Source organism: Skermanella pratensis (assembly GCF_008843145.1).
Taxonomy (GTDB): Bacteria; Pseudomonadota; Alphaproteobacteria; order Azospirillales; family Azospirillaceae; genus Skermanella; species Skermanella pratensis.
Map to the genome: position 1 here is coordinate 4,015,980 of NZ_CP030265.1, position 18,186 is coordinate 4,034,165.

Sequence of the window (18,186 nt, forward strand, 5' to 3'; positions counted from 1 at the left end):
ATCAATGCCGGGTGGACTGAATCGTCTAGTTTTTCGCGGCGGCCCGGCCGGTCCGGGCCACCGCGACACGGTGCCACGCTGCATCGGCCGACTGCCGATTTACATGTTCCATAAAGTGTCGAATTCTGACACGTTGTTGAAAAAAGAGAACCTACGGATCACGCGCCATGGATTACGAAGCCTTCTTCCGGACCCAGATCGACAATCTGAAGCGTGAAGGCCGATACCGGGTCTTCGCCGATCTGGAACGCCGGGCGGGCAATTTCCCAAAGGCGAAGCGTTACGACGGGGCGAGCGGCACCGTCCAGGAAGTCACGGTCTGGTGCTCCAACGACTATCTCGGCATGGGCCAGCATCCCTCCGTGCTGCGGGCGATGCACGAGGCGCTGGAGACCTGCGGCGCCGGTGCCGGCGGGACCCGCAACATCTCCGGCACGAACCACTACCATGTCCTTCTGGAGCGCGAGCTGGCCGACCTCCACGGCAAGGAAGCGGCCCTTCTGTTCACGTCGGGCTACATTTCGAACCAAGCGACGCTCAGCACGCTGGGCAAGCTGCTGCCCAACTGCGTGATCCTGTCCGACGCGCTGAACCACAATTCGATGATCGAGGGCATCCGCCAGTCGGGCGCAGAGAAACACGTCTTCCGCCACAACGACCCGGAGCACCTGGACCAACTGCTGAGCCGGCTGCCGGCCGACCGGCCGAAGCTGGTGGCGTTCGAGTCCGTTTATTCCATGGATGGCGACATCGCTCCGCTGGCCGAATTGTGCGACGTCGCCGACAAGCACAGCGCGATGACCTACCTGGACGAGGTACATGCCGTCGGCATGTACGGCCCGCGCGGCGCCGGCGTCGCGGAGCGGGACGGCGTGATGCACCGGCTGACCATCATCGAGGGCACGCTGGGCAAGGCGTTCGGCGTGATGGGCGGCTATATCGCCGCGTCGTCCGCCCTGGTGGACGTGGTGCGCAGCTTCGCGTCAGGCTTCATCTTCACCACCTCGCTGACCCCGTCGATCGCCGCCGGGGCGCTGGCCAGCGTGCGTCACCTGAAGCAGAGCCAGGCCGAGCGGGCCTCCCACCAGGAGCGGGCCGCCACGCTGAAGCGCCGGCTGCTGGGCGCCGGCCTGCCGGTGCTGCCGTCGGTCAGCCATATCGTTCCGGTGCTCGTCGGCGATCCGCGCCTGTGCAAGCAGGCGAGCGACGACCTGCTGGAGCGGCACAACATCTACGTCCAACCGATCAACTATCCGACAGTCCCGCGCGGCACCGAGCGGCTGCGGATCACCCCTGCCCGCTCCACACGGACGGCGACATGGACCATCTGGTCGATGCGCTGCTCGACGTCTGGAGCCGGCTGGAACTGAAAAAGGCGGCCTGACCCGGGAGGGTCGGACCGCCTTCCCGACAGCTTCCGCCGTCGGGGATCAGTTGCTCTGGCCCGCCTGATCCTCGGCGGTCTGGGGCTGGATCTCAGCCTGGGTGGCGTTGACGCGGATAGTCTGGGCCCGCTTGTCCACCCCGGCAACCTTGTCCCAGGGCACCTCGAAGATGCTGTCGCCGATGACCCCCAAAAGCCCGCCGGTGCTGACCAGCAGGGTGTCTATGCTGCCGGTCTCCAGGTTGAGGACAGTGCCCGCGACATCGCCGAAATCCTCCTTGTCGGACAGGTCGACGGACATCTTCGCCAAGTCCTCGGTATAGACTTGGTTGGCCGCGAGACCGCCACCGCCGCGGGAATGCGTCGGCGACTGCGCTTCGGTCGTGTTGAGCGCCGCCGGACGCTCCGTGTCGGAGCCCGCATCGGCCTGGGGAGTCCCGCCGTCGCGGGTCTTGCCTCCGGAACCCGCCGGCGGCGTCACGTTGGTCGCCGCGGTATCGCCTTCCTGGCCGCCGACGGCGGGCTGGCGGGCTCCCTGCGGTTGAACCTTCGGATCGGCCGGCGTTGCCTGCTGGGTCCCGTCCGGCCCGCCCATCTGCCGGCCGGCCGGCAGGGTTTCCGGCGTCTGGATACCTTCCATCTGGTCGGTCGTCGGGCGGCCGCCCATGCCCGGCGTATCCTGCGCATAAGCCCCGGTGCCCAGGGTCGTCAGGATCGCGGTCGCCGCCAGGAGTGATTTGAGGGACACGATGGTCTCCATGTAGTGTGAATCTGCTACCTTATCCAACAGGGCGTTGCCGTGCGGCGTTCCGTGCCGCTCTTCCATCCGCCGGCAAGTTGAGATTGCGTCGCAAAGGCAACTATGGACTTATCGGCAGGGACGCACTATGTTCCATGGTGAGCCGTTGGAACCTTCCGGGGGAGTGGCACCATGTATCGCGACAATTCACTGATGCCGAAAGAGGCCGTGCGCCTCGCCGTACTCGGAACGCTCGCCCAGGCGGGGTCCCTGCGCTATGCTGATCTGGCCGGCGCACTTCGCCATTTCACCAGCCGCATCGTCGGCCCGTCGCTCGACCTGATGGGAACGTCGCTGGAATTGCTGCGCTATGACGGCTCGATCGAGGCGCTGGACGGCACCGGCATGGAGGACAACGCGGTACTGTCGGTGACCGAGGCCGGCCGCCGGGAGTTCGAGACCCTGATGCGGGCCAATGTCCGCGCCCCGTCGTCCGACGATCTGAACAAGCTGGTGATCACGCTCAAGCTCCGTTTCCTCCATCTTCTCGACAAGGAGGACCAGCAGGAGCAGATCGACCTGCTCGCCAGCATGTACGAGACGGAACTGGCGCGCCTGCAGGATCTGCGGCGCTATCATGAGGGCGACCCCGGCCATCTGACCGAGTGGCTGGACCATGACATCGCCCAGGTCGAGGCCCGGCTGCGCTGGTTCCAGGATCTGTACGACCGGACCTGATCTATCCTTGGGCGGCTGGAAGCTTCGCCGGTAGGCCTAGCACAAGACGGGTAGTGCCAAATGCGCATCAAAAGGGTTATGATGTACTCCCTTTTCCCAGCGCCGTGGCCATTCACCCGATGTCAGTCAATCTCGATGCCGACGACCTAGCCGATCAACTGCGTGTCGAATTCAAGGACGATGCGCAGGATCGTCTCGATATTGTCTACCAGACGCTGGACAAACGGGCGAACAGCCTGCTGGCCGACGACGAGGCTCTCATGATCCTCCGGCGCGAAGCCAGCAAACTTCGCGGAATCGGCGCCTCCTGCGGATTCCCGCTCGTCAACCTGATCGCGCACCGCCTCGAGACTTACCTTGGCGGCAATCTCACCCGGCTGAACGAGCGCCAGATCGAGGATGTCACCCGGTTCGCCGACCGGCTCGCCCAGGCCGTGGACCGGGAAGAACTTCCCGACGTCGCGACGACCAACCAGATCATCCGCACCCTGCCCGTCCGCTACGAGTTCGACATCACCGACATCGAGGTGCACGACGTCGAGATCATGCTGGTGACGCCGTCCAAGGTGGTGAGCAAGCTGGTCAGCACCGAAATGGCGGCCTGCGGTTTTCGAACCGTCATCGTCCGCGATCCGATCGAGTCGATCGCCCTGGCGGTCCGGATGCCGCCGGACATGATCATCGCATCGGCCGTGATGGATGGTCTGGGCGGCCTCGACCTGCTGCGCGGCCTGCGCGCCATGTCCCCCACCCGGGACGTGCCGATGGCTCTGCTGACCAGCCTCGACACCGTCATCAAGGATGTGCCGGACGGCATCGCGGTGATCCGGGTCGGGACCCATTTCGGCGATGATTTCGCCGGCGCCATCACGCGATTCAACCTCGGCTGACGCGTCCGTTCATCTCCACTGGCCGCAGCACCTCTTGAACTTCCGGCCGCTGCCGCACGGACAGGGGTCGTTGCGGCCAACATACCGGTACGGGTTCAAGACGGTCTGCTGGCCGCCGACACCGATGGACGGCATACCCGGGAAAGCCATTGCGGAAGATCCGGGTGCATCCCACCCCGCCAGCGCCGGTTCGCGCAAGCGCAGGGTCTGGGCGATCCGGGCGACCTCCTGCTCGATCTCCTCTTCGCCGGCCTCGTCGTCCCAGTCGTCGCGGACCGTCCAGCCCCCGAGTTCGGCGACGATATCGCCGAACGGGCGGAACTCGTCGCCGACTCCGACCATCAGGTCCCCGGCCTGGGCATCGGCGAGCATCCGCTCGAAGTCTTCGCGCGACAGGAACTGCGGATCGACGATCCCGGCACAGAAACTCTGCTCGACCGCGCCGCGCAGCTCGGCGAAGCCCAGTTGGGCGATCAGTTCCGCCCAACCGGACGATACGATCCCATCGCCGTCACCGGCCAGATTGCCCTGCAGGCGGAGAAGATAGTCCGACATGACGGACCGTTCGATCCGGCCGGCGGCCGTCAGCATGCCCATGGTATCGAGCATGCGGCGCCTGACATGACAGTCCGCGGCCGGATTCTCGACGAGATCCATCAACGGGCCCGGGTCGCCATCGAACAGATTGAACATCACGCGGTGGATCGTCAAGGTGACGGCATCGCCCAGCAGCGTGTCGATCTTACCGGCGTCCTGCGCCAGCAGATCCGCGACTGTCCGATAGGCCGAGGTCGCGCGCCAGGAACCGAGCAGATGCACAGCCAGGAACAGCAGGCCGTCTTCCCCGGCAAGCGCCGCCATCGGCGTGTCAGCCGCTCGCGCGACGACCCCGGTCAGGATCGGAACCATCTCGTCGCGCCGGGACGTGGCTTCGCGAACGGCTTCGACCGGAACGGTCGTTGCTTCCTTGAGTGCAGCGATGATCTGCTCGCTCTCCATGGCTTCCCCCTTTGCGCCGGCCGCAGTTTAGCAGCAAGCCGGCCGGGGTGAAGTCCCTCGCGACATTTATCCTCAACTTGCGCAGTGTTGCCGCCACATCATGCGGTATGCCGCTTCCAGACCGCGGGTGAAGGCCGCGCCGTCGCACAGCGGCGAAGCGGCCATGCGCTCGCGAAGACCGGACCGCAGGCCGGCAAGGGCCTCACGGTCCCGCGACAGCGCGGCGGCGATCCGCACATAGTCGTCCGCATCGGCCGCAGCCCATTCCGGATGACCCAGCACCGTCACATGGCTCAGGCTGTGCCGGGAGCAGAACCGCCGGCCCGGCAAGGTGACGACGGGCACTCCCATCCACAGTGCCTCCAGGGTCGTGAGACCGCCCGAGTAGGGAAACGGGTCCAGGGCGATGTCGACTCCGGCATAGGCCGCCAGCATGTCCGCATGTCCGCCGCCCTGCCCCAGCTCCAGCCGGCCCCGACCGATTCCGGCACGCCCGAAGCGCGCCGCGACCCGGTCGCGCAAGCCGGGGCACCGGAGCTCCCGGGTATTGAGGAACAGGCTGCTGCCGGGCACCGCATCGAGAACCCGGGCCCAGAGGGCGATGACGCCGTCCTGGACCTTGGCGAGCCGGTTGAAGCAGCCGAAGGTGACATGGCCCGAGCCCAAGGCCGGCAGCGGCGCCACGGGAGAGGCATAGGCGGGAGGTCCGTAAGGGACGTATCCCCCGGGCAGCCGGACGATCCGCTCGGTATAAAGCTCCTCCGCCGCGGTCGGGCATTGCCGGCGATCGCCGATAAGCCAGTCCATGGCGGGGAGGCCCGACGTGCCGATCAGCCCGCCCCAGGTGGCAAGGACCGGAGCCGGCGTCCGGGCGAACACCCCGAGGCGGTTGTGGGCGGTGTGGCCCGAGAGATCGACCAGCAGGTCGATACCGTCCGCCCGGATCCGCCCGGCGAGCGCCGCATCGTCCATGTCGGCGGTCGCGGCCCAGGAATCGCAGTGCCGGCGCAAGTGATCGGTCACCTCGTCCTCGACCACCCGGCCGGAGTAGGCATGGATTTCCACCGCCGCCCGATCATGGTTCGGCAAGACCGGTGAGAGGAACCAGCCAACCGGGTGCCGTCCGAAATCGGCGGAGACATAACCGACACGGAGCCGCCGATCGGGGTCGCGCCCTCGATCCGGCCGGGGTTCAGCCAGGCGGGACATGCCGGCACCCCAGACGCGCAGTTGCGTGGCGAGTTCCCCGTCGTCGACCGTGGGCGAGAGATGGAGGGCGTAGAGCCGGTTCTCCGTGGCGCCGCGATGATCCGGCTGCAGTTCCATGGCCCGGGCATAGGTGTGGACGGCAGCATCGGGATCGCCGGCATCGATCAGAACATTGCCCAGTTGCACCAGTGCCGAGGCATCGACCGGATCGATCGCCGTCGCGCGCCGCGCGGCATCGACCGCCCGCCCGACCAGACCCGAGGAAGCCAGGACGATGGAGAGCGTGGTATAGGTCGCCGCATGGTCGGGCCTGAGCGCGGCCGCGCGCTGGGCGAAGGCCAAGGCTTCCCCGGTCCGATCCAGGCGGCTCAGAACCGTGGCGAGGTTGGCGAGCGCATGGCTATGCTCCGGCGCCACCATTACCGCGCCTTCGAGCACGCCGGCGGCATCGTGCAGGCGCCCGGCTTCCATTAGGGCGCAGCCGAAATCGTTCAACACGCCCGCATCGTGGGGAACGAGCCCGGCCGCCGCGCGATAGTGGGAAAGCGCGCCGTCCCGGTCTCCTCGCTTGTCCAGCAGCAACGCCAGCGTCCGCCGCCCGTCCGCCGAATCCGGGCACAGGGCGACCGCCCGTTCCAGCAGTTCGAGCGCCACGTCGGCTTGCCCCTGCTGGTGGCGCAGCAGTCCGAAGAACCGGAGAAGGTCGGCATGGCCCGGATGGGCGGCAAGAAGGATCCGATAGACGGCTTCCGCCTCGCCCAGCCGGCCGGCGCGGTGGAGGACGAGCGCGTCCTCCAGGCTCATGGCCGATGTCGATCCCATGCTTCCGGTCCTCCCCGCCCGATCGGGCTCGAATGAAAAAAGGCCGCCCCGGTTTCCCGGAGCGGCCTTTTACTCATGCTTGGCGTCGGTCCCGCGGCTTACGCCACGTTGGGCCGGCTTTCCGGCAGGCCCGGCATGACGCTCTCGCTGCCATCGTGCTCGATCGGGGTGGTCTCCCGGTCGCGCTCGGCGGCGATCTGCTTCAGGCGGTTGACCACCGAACCGGTACCGGCCGGGATCAGGCGACCGACGATCACGTTCTCCTTCAGGCCGTCCAGGTTGTCCACGCGGCCCGAAACGGCGGCCTCGGTCAGCACGCGGGTGGTTTCCTGGAACGACGCGGCGGAGATGAACGATTTGGTCTGCAACGAAGCCTTGGTGATGCCCTGGAGCACCGGCCGCGCCTTCGCCGCGCGGAGCTGCACGCCGTCGGCGCCCGCCTCCGCGATGACCTTCTCGTTCTCGATGTCGAACTCCTGACGGTCCACCTGCTCGCCCACCAGGAAGGTGGTGTCGCCGGCGTCCTCGATCTCGACCTTCTGCAGCATCTGGCGGACGATCACCTCGATGTGCTTGTCGTTGATCTTCACGCCCTGGAGCCGATAGACCTCCTGGATCTCATTGGTGAGGTAGGCGGCCAGCGCCTCCACACCCATGACCGCCAGGATGTCGTGCGGCACGGGGTTGCCGTCCATCAGCAGGTCGCCGCGCTGGACATAGTCGCCTTCCTGGACCGAGATGTGCTTGCCCTTGGGGATCAGGTACTCCTTGGGCTGGTCGCTCTCGTCGTTGGGGACGACCACGATCCGGCGCTTGGTCTTGTAATCCTTGCCGAACTCGACCCGACCGTCGGTCTCCGAGATGATCGCGAAGTCCTTCGGGCGGCGAGCCTCGAACAGTTCGGCCACGCGCGGCAGACCACCGGTGATGTCACGCGTCTTGGAGCCTTCGCGCGGGATGCGGGCCAGCACGTCGCCCGCCCGCACGCGGGCACCGTTCTCGATCGACAGGATGGCATCGACCGACATGTAGTAGCGCGCTTCCATGCCGTTCGGCAGCTTGACCACGTCGCCGGTCTCGTCGCGCAGCGTGATGCGCGGCTTCAGGTCGGCACCGCGTGGCTGCTGCCGCCAGTCCACCACCACCTTGCTCGAGATGCCGGTCGCCTCGTCCATGACCTCGCGGACGGACACGCCCTCGATCAGGTCGACGTAGTTGGCGATACCCTCGCGCTCGGTGATGATTGGCAGGGTGTATGGGTCCCACTCGGCCAGCTTGCGTCCGCGCTCGACCTTCTCTTCCTCGGCCGCCAGCAGCTTGGCACCGTAGGGAATACGGTGACGCGCCTTTTCGCGGCCCTGGTCGTCCACCAGCACCAGCTCGCAGTTCCGCCCCATGACGACCGGCACGCCCTCGGAGTTCAGAACCACGTTGCGGTTCTTGATCTGAAGGGTCGCGTCGAACGCCGCCTCGACCGAGGACTGCTCGGCACCGCGCTGGGCGGCGCCGCCGATGTGGAAGGTGCGCATGGTGAGCTGGGTGCCCGGCTCGCCGATCGACTGGGCAGCGATGACGCCGACCGCCTCGCCGACGTTCACCAGGGTGCCGCGGGCCAGGTCGCGGCCGTAGCACTTGGCGCACACGCCGTCCCGGGTGTGGCAGGTCAGGACCGAGCGGATCAGCACCGAGTCGATGCCCGCCTGCTCGACCGTGTCTACCAGCGCCTCGTCGATCAGCTGGCCGGCGCCGACGACGACTTCGCCGGTCAGCGGATTCTTCAGCTCGACGGCCGTGGTGCGGCCCAGGATCCGGTCGGCCAGCGGCGAGATCACCTCGCCGCCCTCGATCACGGCCTTGACGGTGATGCCGTCGGTGGTGCCGCAATCGACCTCGACGATGATCGCGTCCTGCGCCACGTCGACCAGACGACGGGTCAGGTAGCCCGAGTTCGCCGTCTTCAAGGCGGTGTCGGCCAAGCCCTTCCGGGCGCCGTGGGTGGAGTTGAAGTACTCCAGCACGGTCAGGCCTTCCTTGAAGTTGGAGATGATCGGCGTCTCGATGATCTCGCCCGACGGCTTGGCCATCAGGCCGCGCATGCCGGCGAGCTGCTTGATCTGGGCGGCCGAGCCACGCGCACCGGAGTGCGCCATCATGTAGACCGAGTTGATGCCCTGGCCCGGACGGTCCTTCTTGATCACGTCCATCATCGCGTTCGCCACCTTCTCGGTGGTGTCCGACCAGACGTCGACGACCTTGTTGTACTTCTCGCCCTGGGTGATCAGGCCGTCCAGGTACTGCTGCTCATACTCCTTGACCCGCTCCTGCGCGTCGGCGACCAGCGCCTGCTTCTCCGGCGGGATGACCATGTCGTCCTTGCCGAACGAGATGCCGGCGCGGCAGGCGTGGCCGAAGCCCAGCTTCATCAGGCGGTCGGCGAAGATCACCGTCTCTTTCTGGCCGCAGTGGCGGTAGACCAGATCGATGACGTTGGTGATCTCCTTCTTGGTCAGCAGGCGGTTGATGACCGAGAACGGGACCATCTTGTTGCGCGGCAGGATTTCGGACAGCAGCATGCGGCCCGGGGTCGTCTCCACCCGCACGGTGATGGGATTGCCCTCGTCGTCGATGGTCTTGTAGCGCGCCTTGACGCGGGCGTGCAGGGTGACCGCCTTGGCGTCCAGGGCCTGCTGGATTTCGCCGATGTTGGCGAAGGCCATGCCCTCGCCCTTCTCGCCGGCCCGGTCCATCGTGATGTAGTACAGGCCCAGGACGATGTCCTGGCTGGGCACGATGATCGGCTTGCCGTTGGCGGGCGACAGGATGTTGTTGGTCGACATCATCAGGACGCGCGCTTCGAGCTGGGCTTCCAGCGACAGCGGCACGTGGACCGCCATCTGGTCGCCGTCGAAGTCCGCGTTGAAGGCGGTGCAGACCAGCGGGTGCAGCTGGATCGCCTTGCCCTCGATCAGCGTCGGCTCGAACGCCTGGATGCCCAGGCGGTGCAGGGTCGGCGCGCGGTTCAGCAGGACCGGGTGCTCGCGGATGACCTCCTCGAGGATGTCCCAGACCTCCGGCCGCTCCTTCTCGACCATGCGCTTGGCCGCCTTGATGGTCGAGGCCATGCCGTACAGTTCGAGCTTGGCGTAGATGAAGGGCTTGAACAGCTCAAGCGCCATCTTCTTCGGCAGGCCGCACTGGTGCAGCTTCAGCTCCGGACCGACCACGATGACCGAACGGCCGGAATAGTCGACGCGCTTGCCGAGCAGGTTCTGGCGGAACCGGCCCTGCTTGCCCTTCAGCATGTCGGACAGCGACTTCAGCGGACGCTTGTTGGCGCCCGTGATGACGCGGCCGCGGCGGCCGTTGTCGAACAGGGCGTCGACGGCCTCCTGCAGCATGCGCTTCTCGTTGCGCACGATGATGTCCGGCGCCTTCAGCTCGATCAGGCGCTTCAGGCGGTTGTTCCGGTTGATCACGCGGCGGTACAGGTCGTTCAGGTCCGAGGTCGCGAACCGGCCGCCGTCGAGCGGGACCAGCGGACGCAGCTCGGGCGGGATGACCGGGATGACGTTGAGGATCATCCATTCCGGCCGGGAGCCGGACTCCTGGAACGCCTCGATCAGCTTCAGCCGCTTGACCAGCTTCTTGCGCTTGGCTTCGGAGTTGGTCTCGCGCAGCTCGTCGCGGCAGGTGATGCGCTCCTGCTCCAGGTCGATCTGGGACAGCATGTGGCCCAGCGCCTCGGCGCCGATCTTGGCTTCGAACGAGTCGTCGCCGTACTCTTCCTGGGCGGAGATATACTCCTCCTCGCCGAGAAGCTGGTGAAGCTTCAGCGGCGTCAGGCCGGGCTCGACCACGACGTAGTTCTCGAAATAGAGGACCCGCTCCAGATCCTTCAGCGTCATGTCGAGCAGCAGGCCGATGCGGCTCGGCAGGGACTTCAGGAACCAGATATGCGCCACCGGCGAGGCCAGCTCGATATGGCCCATGCGCTCGCGGCGCACCTTGGACAGGGTGACCTCGACGCCGCACTTTTCGCAGATGATGCCGCGGTACTTCATGCGCTTGTACTTGCCGCACAAGCACTCGTAATCCTTGATCGGACCGAAGATGCGGGCGCAGAACAGCCCGTCGCGTTCCGGCTTGAAAGTACGGTAGTTGATGGTCTCCGGCTTCTTGATCTCGCCGAAGGACCAGGAGCGGATCCGCTCAGGGCTCGCGATCGAGATACGGATCTGATCGAAGCTCTGCGGGCCCTGGACCTGGCCGAAAATATTCATCAACTCGTTCATGAACCTCTCCCCTAAGCGGGGCCGACCCCTTGGGCCGGCTGAGAGCGGCGGATGGAAATCGAGGTATCCGCCGTCTGATTATGTCTCGAACAGCAGTCCACCGGTCGCGTTCCGGATGGGAACGGGCCGGGCGGGCGCGGACGGAGGCGGCAATCGCCGCGACCGCCCGGAACCCTTCGGGTCAGTAGGCCCGTTGGTTCAGCTCGACATTCAAGCCGAGCGAACGCAGCTCCTTGACCAAGACGTTGAACGATTCCGGAATACCAGCCTCGAAGTTGTCGTCACCGCGGACGATCGCCTCGTAGACCTTGGTACGGCCGGACACGTCGTCGGACTTGACCGTGAGCATTTCCTGCAAGGTGTAGGCGGCACCGTAGGCTTCCAAAGCCCAGACCTCCATCTCGCCGAACCGCTGCCCGCCGAACTGGGCCTTGCCCCCCAGCGGCTGCTGGGTAACCAGGCTGTAGGGACCGATCGAACGGGCGTGGATCTTGTCGTCCACCAAGTGGTGCAGCTTCAGCATGTAGATGTAGCCGACGGTCACCTTGCGGTCGAAGGTCTCGCCGGTCCGGCCGTCGATCAGCTTGCTCTGGCCCGACTTGTCCAGGCCCGCCATCTCCAGCATGCGGCAGATGTCGTCCTCCCGCGCACCGTCGAAGACGGGGGTCGCGAAGGGGACGCCGATCCGCAGGTTACCCGCCAGTTCCAGCAGTTCGTCGTCCGACAGGTCGGCGACATCGGTGTCGTAGGCCTTGCCGTAGACCGCCTTCAGCTTCTCCTTCAGGTCGGCGATGACTTTAATCATGCCGTCGTCGGAGCTGCGCTTGGACGCCGAACGGTAGGTCTGGACCATCTGGTCGATCTGGCGCCCGAGCCCGGCCGCGGCCCAGCCCAGGTGGGTCTCCAGGATCTGCCCGACATTCATGCGCGACGGCACGCCCAGCGGGTTCAGCACGATGTCTACCTGACGGCCGTCTTCCAGGAACGGCATGTCTTCCTTGGGAATGATCTTGGAGATCACGCCCTTGTTGCCGTGCCGGCCGGCCATCTTGTCGCCCGGCTGAAGCTTGCGCTTCACCGCGACGAAGACCTTGACCATCTTCATCACGCCCGGCGGCAGCTCGTCGCCGCGCTGCAGCTTCTCGACCTTGTTCTCGAAGCGGGCCTGCAGGGCGTCGATCGAGTCGTCGAACACCTTGCCGACCTGCTCGATGGTCTCCATCACCTGCTCGTTCTCGACGCTGATCTGGCGGGTCTGGCCGCCGGTCAGGGGGGCGAGATCGGCTTCGGCGATGTCGGCACCGGTGCGGAAGCCCTTGGGGCCGCTGACGGCCTTCTGGCCGACCAGAAGTTCGCGCAGACGGCCGTAGAAGCTGCGCTCCAGGATCTTGCGCTCGTCGTCGCGATCCTTGGCCAGTCGCTCGATCTCGGCGCGCTCGATCGCCATCGCGCGCTCGTCCTTGTCGACACCCCGGCGGGAGAAGACGCGGACTTCGACGATGGTGCCGGCGACGCCGGGCGGCAGGCGCAGCGACGTGTCGCGCACGTCGGACGCCTTCTCGCCGAAGATGGCGCGAAGCAGCTTCTCTTCCGGCGTCATCGGGCTTTCGCCCTTCGGCGTCACCTTGCCGACCAGGATGTCGCCCGGCTTCACCTCGGCACCGATATAGACGATGCCCGCCTCGTCGAGGTTCTTCAGGGCCTCTTCGCCGACGTTCGGGATGTCGCGGGTGATCTCCTCCTGGCCGAGCTTGGTATCGCGGGCCATCACCTCGAACTCCTCGATATGGATCGAGGTGAAGACGTCGTCGCTCACGATCCGCTCGGAGATCAGGATCGAGTCTTCGAAGTTGTAACCGTTCCAGGGCATGAACGCGACCAGCACGTTCCGGCCCAGGGCCAGCTCGCCCAGCTGGGTCGAAGGGCCGTCGGCGATGATGTCGCCGGCCTGCACCCGGTCACCCACGCGCACCAGCGGACGCTGGGTGATGCAGGTGTTCTGGTTCGACCGCTGGAACTTCAGCAGGTTGTAGATGTCGACGCCGGGGGCGGCCGTATTGGTCTCCTCGGTGGCGCGGATCACGATGCGGGTGGCGTCGACCTGGTCGATCACGCCTGACCGGCGGGCCGCGATCGCCACGCCGGAGTCGCGGGCGACGGTCGCTTCCATGCCGGTGCCGACCAGCGGCGCGTCGGACTGGATCAGCGGCACCGCCTGCCGCTGCATGTTCGAGCCCATCAGCGCGCGGTTGGCGTCGTCATTCTCCAGGAACGGGATCAGCGCCGCGGCGACCGACACCAGCTGCTTGGGCGACACGTCGATCAGGCTGATCGCCTCGGGACGGAACATCAGGTACTCGCCGCCCTGACGGCAGGACACCAGGTCCTCGACGAAGCTGCCGTCCTCGTTCAGCTCGGCGTTGGCCTGGGCGACCGTGTAGCGGCCCTCCTCCATCGCCGAGAGATAGACCACCTCGTCCGTCACCTTGCCGTCCACGACCTTCCGGTACGGGCTCTCGATGAAGCCGTACTGGTTGACGCGGGCGTAGGTGGCCAGCGAGTTGATCAGGCCGATGTTCGGGCCTTCCGGCGTTTCGATCGGGCAGATTCGGCCGTAGTGCGTCGGGTGCACGTCGCGCACCTCGAAACCGGCCCGCTCGCGGGTCAGACCGCCCGGCCCGAGGGCCGACAGGCGCCGCTTGTGGGTGATCTCCGACAGCGGGTTGGTCTGGTCCATGAACTGGGAGAGCTGCGACGACCCGAAGAACTCGCGCACGGCGGCGGCGGCCGGCTTGGCGTTGATCAAGTCGTGCGGCATCACCGTGTCGATCTCGACCGAGCTCATGCGCTCGCGGATCGCGCGCTCCATGCGCAGCAATCCCACGCGGTACTGGTTCTCCATCAATTCGCCGACCGAGCGGACCCGGCGGTTGCCGAGATGATCGATGTCGTCGATCTCGCCCCGGCCGTCCTTGAGCTCGACCAGCACCTTGAGGATCGAGAGGATGTCCTCCTTGCGGAGCACCCGCACCTGGTCGTCGGTCTTGAAGCCCAGGCGCGCGTTCATCTTGACGCGGCCGACCGCGGACAGGTCGTAGCGCTCCTGGTCGAAGAACAGGCCGTTGAACAGCGCCTCCGCGGACTCCAGCGTCGGCGGCTCGCCCGGCCGCATGACCCGGTAGATGTCGATCAGCGCGTCCTCGCGGGACGCGTTGCGGTCCGCCGCCATCGTGTTGCGGATGTACGAGCCGACATTGATATGGTCGATCGCCAGCACGGGGATCGAGCTGACCCCGGCCTTCTCCAGCTTCTCGATGTCGACCAGCGACAGCTCGTCGCCGGCCTCGTGGAAGACTTCGCCGGTCTTCTCGTTGATCAGGTCGGCGGCCAAGTACCGTCCGGCCAGCTCCTCGGTCGCGACGAGCTGCTCTTCCAGGCCCTGGTCGACCAGCTTGCGGATCGCCCGCGGGGTCATCTTGGTGCCGGCCTCGGCCATCACGGCGCCGGTCTTGGCGTCGATCAGGTCGCCGACCAGCTTGATGCCCTTCATGCGATCGGCGTTGAACGGGGTCTTCCAGCCGTTGGCGGCCCGCTCGTAGACGATGCTGTCGTAGAAGGTGCCGAGGATCTCCTCCTTCGACATGCCCTGGGCCTCGTAGGGCTGCAGGCCCTGGGGTCCGCGCTGCTCGCGCAGGGCGGCCGTCTCCGCGCTGTCCAGGGCGAACAGCAGCGTGGTGGCCGGCAGCTTGCGGCGGCGGTCGATACGGACGAACACAAGGTCCTTGGCGTCGAACTCGAAGTCCAGCCAGGAACCGCGGTAGGGAATGACACGGGCGGCGAACAGGTACTTGCCGGAGCTGTGGGTCTTGCCCTTGTCGTGGTCGAAGAAGACGCCGGGGCTGCGGTGCATCTGGCTGACGATGACGCGCTCGGTGCCGTTGATCACGAAGGTGCCGTTGGCCGTCATCAGGGGCATGTCGCCCATGTAGACGTCCTGCTCCTTGATATCGCGGATCGAACGGAGGCCGGTTTCCTCCTCGACGTCGAAGACGCTGAGGCGCAGGGTCACCTTGAGCGGCGCCGCGAAGGTCATCCCGCGCTGCTGGCACTCTTCAACATCGTATTTCGGCTGTTCCAGCTCGTATTTCACGAAGTCGAGCACGGCGCGGTCGGAGAAGTCCTTGATCGGGAAAACAGACCGGAACACCTCCTGCAGACCCACATTGCCGCGGCGTTCGGGCGGGACGTCCATCTGGAGGAAGTGATCGTAGGAGCTCCGCTGCACCTCGATGAGGTTGGGCATGCGGGTTACCTCGGGGATCCTCCCGAAGCTCATGCGAACGCGCTTACGTCCCGTAAAGGATTTGGCCATGGATGCCCCTCGTAGACTCATCCGATTTGTGCGTCCCCAAGGGACGCGAATCGGTGCCGCAGCCTTTCCGTTAACCTTACGGAAGGTTGCGCACCGTATACTGTGTCATGTCCGTCGTCATACGCTGCGCGGCAGACACCGGGCACCATACAACTCCCGCCAGAAAACGCATACAACGCCGTTCGACGGCATGCCCCCCTCTCGGGGAGCAGGCCGTCGTCAAGCGCTTGAATATGAACTCTGTCGTTCAGCAAGACGGTCTTACTTAATGTCGACCGTCGCGCCCGCTTCTTCAAGCTGTTTTTTGATCTTGGCGGCCTCGTCCTTGGACACGGCCTCCTTGACCGCCTTCGGAGCGCCTTCCACCAGGTCCTTCGCCTCCTTGAGGCCCAGGCCGGTGATGGCGCGGACTTCCTTGATGACGTTGATCTTCTTCTCGCCGGCGGCGGAGAGGATCACGTTGAACTCGGTCTGCTCCTCGACCGGCGCGGCGGCGGCGGCCGGGGCGGCGGCGGCGGCAGCCACCGGAGCGGCGGCGGAAACGCCCCACTTCTCTTCGAGCATCTTCGACAGCTCGGCCGCTTCGAGGACGGTCAGAGCGGACAGGTCGTCAACCAGCTTGGCCAGATCAGCCATTTTGAACTCCGTTTTGAGCTTGAACTTCTGTTTAGATCGTAAGGAGGCTTAAGCCGCCTCGTCCTGCTTGTTCTGGGCATCGGCATAGGCCGCGAGAACGCGGGCCACCTGGCCACCCGGAGCCTGAAGCACGCCGGCGATACGGGTCGCGGGAGTGCTGATCATGCCCAGGAGCCTGCCGCGCAGTTCGTCGAGCGACGGCAAGGACGCGAGCGCCTTGACACCTTCGATGTCCAGGGTCTGGGTGCCGAGAGAGCCGCCGACAATCTTGAACTTGTCGTTGCCCTTGGCATAGTCGGCGGCCACCTTGGCGGCCGCGACCGGGTCCTTCGAGTAGGCGACCGCGGTCGGCCCCTTGAACAACCCGTCCAAACCTTCGAACTGCGTACCCTTGAGGGCGATGCGAGCGAGCCGGTTCTTCGTCACTTTGAAGCTGGCGCCCGCAGCGCGCATCTTGCGGCGCAGGTCCGTTACCTCGGCCACCGTCATCCCGCTCTGCTGGGTGACGACGACGAGACCGGTATCCTGCAACGCAGAGTGCAACGCCGCGACCGTCTCTTCCTTCTGAGTGCGGTCCACGGATCGTCTCCGTTGCTAAATGGCATGGGCACCCTCGACCTTGAGGAAGCCCCTGCCGTGCAGACAATTGGAACCCTTCCCCGAGTGAGTGGGGGAACGGTCCCGGTTTACCTGTCCCAGAAGTTCAAGCCGTCAGTGCCGGCCGGGGCCTGACCCGTCCGGTAATCGGTTGCAACTCCCGTCTATGCAGGCGAATTTTAGGCCGGCGGACCGGCACCTGCAGTCTCGGACAGGGCGGACGGTGCGGACACCGTCCTGACGGCGGCGGTTCCGGTCACCCGGTTCCGCCGCCATGTCCCTTATGCGTTGGCGGTGGTGCCCGCCGCGGCGATGGTCGAGAGATCCAGCTTCACGCCCGGACCCATGGTCGAGCTGAGCGAGATCTTCTCGATATACTGGCCCTTGGCGCCCGCTGGCTTGGCGCGGTTGATCGCGCCGACGAAGGCCCGGATGTTCTCCAGCAGCGCGTCGTCGCTGAAGCTGGCCTTGCCGACGCCGGCATGCACGATGCCGGTCTTCTCGGCGCGGAACTCGACCGAACCGCCCTTGGCCGACTTGACGGCCTCGGTCACGTTCGGGGTCACCGTGCCCAGCTTCGGGTTCGGCATCAGGCCGCGCGGGCCGAGGATCTTGCCGAGCTTGCCGACCACGGCCATCATGTCCGGGGTGGCGATGCAGCGGTCGAAGTTGATCTCGCCGGCCTGGATCTTCTCGGCCAGGTCATCCGCACCGACGATGTCGGCGCCGGCTGCCAGGGCCTCCTCGGCCTTGTTGGCGCGGGCGAACACGGCGACGCGGACAGTCTTGCCGGTGCCGTTGGGCAGCGTGACCATGCCGCGGACCATCTGGTCGGCGTGGCGGGGATCGATGCCCAGGTTCATCGCGACCTCGATGGTCTCGTCGAACTTGGCGGTCGCCTTGGACTTGATCAGCCGGAGGGCCTCTTCCAGCGGCATGAAGCCGTCGCGGTCGATGCCCTGGTAGGCGTTCTTGAGACGCTTTCCGATACGTGCCATGGTCTTTACTCCACCACTTCCAGGCCCATGGAACGGGCGGAGCCCGCGATCATCTTGGCGGCGCCGTCAACGTCGTTGGCGTTGAGGTCGACCATCTTCGTCTGGGCGATCTCGCGGATCTGGTCCATCGTGATCTGGCCGATGAAGCCCTTGCCGGTCGTCTGCGAGCCCTTGGTGATGTTCGCAGCCTTCTTGATGAAGTAGGTCGCCGGCGGGGTCTTCGTGACGAAGGTGAAGGTACGGTCGCCGAACGCGGTGATCACGACCGGGATCGGCATGCCGACCTCCAGGTCCGCGGTCCGCGCGTTGAACGCCTTGCAGAACTCCATGATATTCAGGCCGCGCTGACCCAGCGCCGGACCGATCGGCGGCGACGGGTTGGCCTTGCCGGCCGGCACCTGGAGCTTGATATAACCGATAATCTTCTTTGCCATCGTAGTACCTCTTGAAATGGTCCTCGGCGGACCATGTCGCAACCCTCGGAACAGTCACCGCAGGGTTGCAGGGCGC

11 protein-coding genes and 1 pseudogene are annotated in these 18,186 nt (G+C 66.0%); 3 read left to right on the forward strand and 9 right to left on the reverse strand.

Translation table 11 applies throughout. The annotated features are described in order from the left end of the window. The first annotated feature begins 167 nt into the window (after positions 1-167). Positions 168-1,384, forward strand: a pseudogene (hemA, locus tag DPR14_RS18415) (5-aminolevulinate synthase). Between the two features lie 46 nt (positions 1,385-1,430). Here hemA and DPR14_RS18420 read toward each other — a convergent pair. Next, positions 1,431-2,132, reverse strand: a complete 702-nt coding sequence (locus tag DPR14_RS18420) for a PRC-barrel domain-containing protein (protein ID WP_158046456.1) — start codon at positions 2,130-2,132, stop codon at positions 1,431-1,433. Between the two features lie 183 nt (positions 2,133-2,315). Between DPR14_RS18420 and DPR14_RS18425 the strand changes: the two genes are divergently transcribed. Together DPR14_RS18425 and DPR14_RS18430 are read left to right on the forward strand one after the other, a co-directional pair. Further along, a complete protein-coding gene (locus DPR14_RS18425) occupies positions 2,316-2,861 on the forward strand; it encodes a hypothetical protein (protein WP_158046457.1) in 546 nt (181 codons plus the stop codon). 53 nt (positions 2,862-2,914) lie between these two features. Next, positions 2,915-3,751 (forward strand): Hpt domain-containing protein, encoded by an 837-nt coding sequence (locus DPR14_RS18430; protein ID WP_246148305.1) that lies wholly within the window; start codon positions 2,915-2,917, stop codon positions 3,749-3,751. A gap of 9 nt (positions 3,752-3,760) precedes the next feature. On the opposite strand, the gene DPR14_RS28360 is transcribed toward DPR14_RS18430, so the two are convergent. The 8 genes from DPR14_RS28360 to rplK form a co-directional block, all read right to left on the reverse strand. Beyond that, a complete protein-coding gene (locus tag DPR14_RS28360) occupies positions 3,761-4,750 on the reverse strand; it encodes a DUF1186 domain-containing protein (RefSeq protein WP_192499021.1) in 990 nt (329 codons plus the stop codon). Positions 4,751-4,822: 72 nt separating this feature from the next. Further along, on the reverse strand, positions 4,823-6,781 hold the full coding sequence (locus DPR14_RS18440) for an O-linked N-acetylglucosamine transferase, SPINDLY family protein (RefSeq protein ID WP_158046458.1): 1,959 nt from the start codon (positions 6,779-6,781) through the stop codon (positions 4,823-4,825). 98 nt (positions 6,782-6,879) lie between these two features. Then, entirely contained in the window at positions 6,880-11,073 is a 4,194-nt protein-coding gene (gene rpoC / locus DPR14_RS18445) for a DNA-directed RNA polymerase subunit beta' (protein WP_158046459.1), read from the reverse strand. 181 nt (positions 11,074-11,254) lie between these two features. Continuing rightward, entirely contained in the window at positions 11,255-15,445 is a 4,191-nt protein-coding gene (gene rpoB / locus DPR14_RS18450; RefSeq protein ID WP_158046460.1) for a DNA-directed RNA polymerase subunit beta, read from the reverse strand. A 261-nt stretch (positions 15,446-15,706) separates the two neighbouring features. After that, positions 15,707-16,081: a 50S ribosomal protein L7/L12 gene (gene rplL, locus DPR14_RS18455; RefSeq protein ID WP_158046461.1), complete on the reverse strand. Its 375-nt coding sequence runs from the start codon at positions 16,079-16,081 to the stop codon at positions 15,707-15,709. Between the two features lie 48 nt (positions 16,082-16,129). Then, complete coding sequence (gene rplJ / locus DPR14_RS18460) at positions 16,130-16,660, reverse strand: 50S ribosomal protein L10 (RefSeq protein ID WP_158046462.1); 531 nt, start codon at positions 16,658-16,660, stop codon at positions 16,130-16,132. A gap of 299 nt (positions 16,661-16,959) precedes the next feature. Beyond that, positions 16,960-17,676 (reverse strand): 50S ribosomal protein L1, encoded by a 717-nt coding sequence (rplA, locus tag DPR14_RS18465; RefSeq protein ID WP_158046463.1) that lies wholly within the window; start codon positions 17,674-17,676, stop codon positions 16,960-16,962. A gap of 5 nt (positions 17,677-17,681) precedes the next feature. Then, entirely contained in the window at positions 17,682-18,110 is a 429-nt protein-coding gene (gene rplK / locus DPR14_RS18470; protein ID WP_158046464.1) for a 50S ribosomal protein L11, read from the reverse strand. Between the last annotated feature and the right edge of the window lie 76 nt (positions 18,111-18,186).

What these genes read in the sequence shown, in the direction of transcription:
- DPR14_RS18425 (WP_158046457.1), top strand. Translation starts at nt 2,316, where the DNA reads ATGTATCGCGACAATTCACTGATGCCGAAAGAGGCCGTGCGCCTCGCC.
- DPR14_RS28360 (WP_192499021.1), bottom strand. Translation starts at nt 4,750, where the DNA reads ATGGAGAGCGAGCAGATCATCGCTGCACTCAAGGAAGCAACGACCGTT.
- DPR14_RS18440 (WP_158046458.1), bottom strand. Translation starts at nt 6,781, where the DNA reads ATGGGATCGACATCGGCCATGAGCCTGGAGGACGCGCTCGTCCTCCAC.
- rpoC (WP_158046459.1), bottom strand. Translation starts at nt 11,073, where the DNA reads ATGAACGAGTTGATGAATATTTTCGGCCAGGTCCAGGGCCCGCAGAGC.
- rpoB (WP_158046460.1), bottom strand. Translation starts at nt 15,445, where the DNA reads ATGGCCAAATCCTTTACGGGACGTAAGCGCGTTCGCATGAGCTTCGGG.
- rplL (WP_158046461.1), bottom strand. Translation starts at nt 16,081, where the DNA reads ATGGCTGATCTGGCCAAGCTGGTTGACGACCTGTCCGCTCTGACCGTC.
- rplA (WP_158046463.1), bottom strand. Translation starts at nt 17,676, where the DNA reads ATGGCACGTATCGGAAAGCGTCTCAAGAACGCCTACCAGGGCATCGAC.
- rplK (WP_158046464.1), bottom strand. Translation starts at nt 18,110, where the DNA reads ATGGCAAAGAAGATTATCGGTTATATCAAGCTCCAGGTGCCGGCCGGC.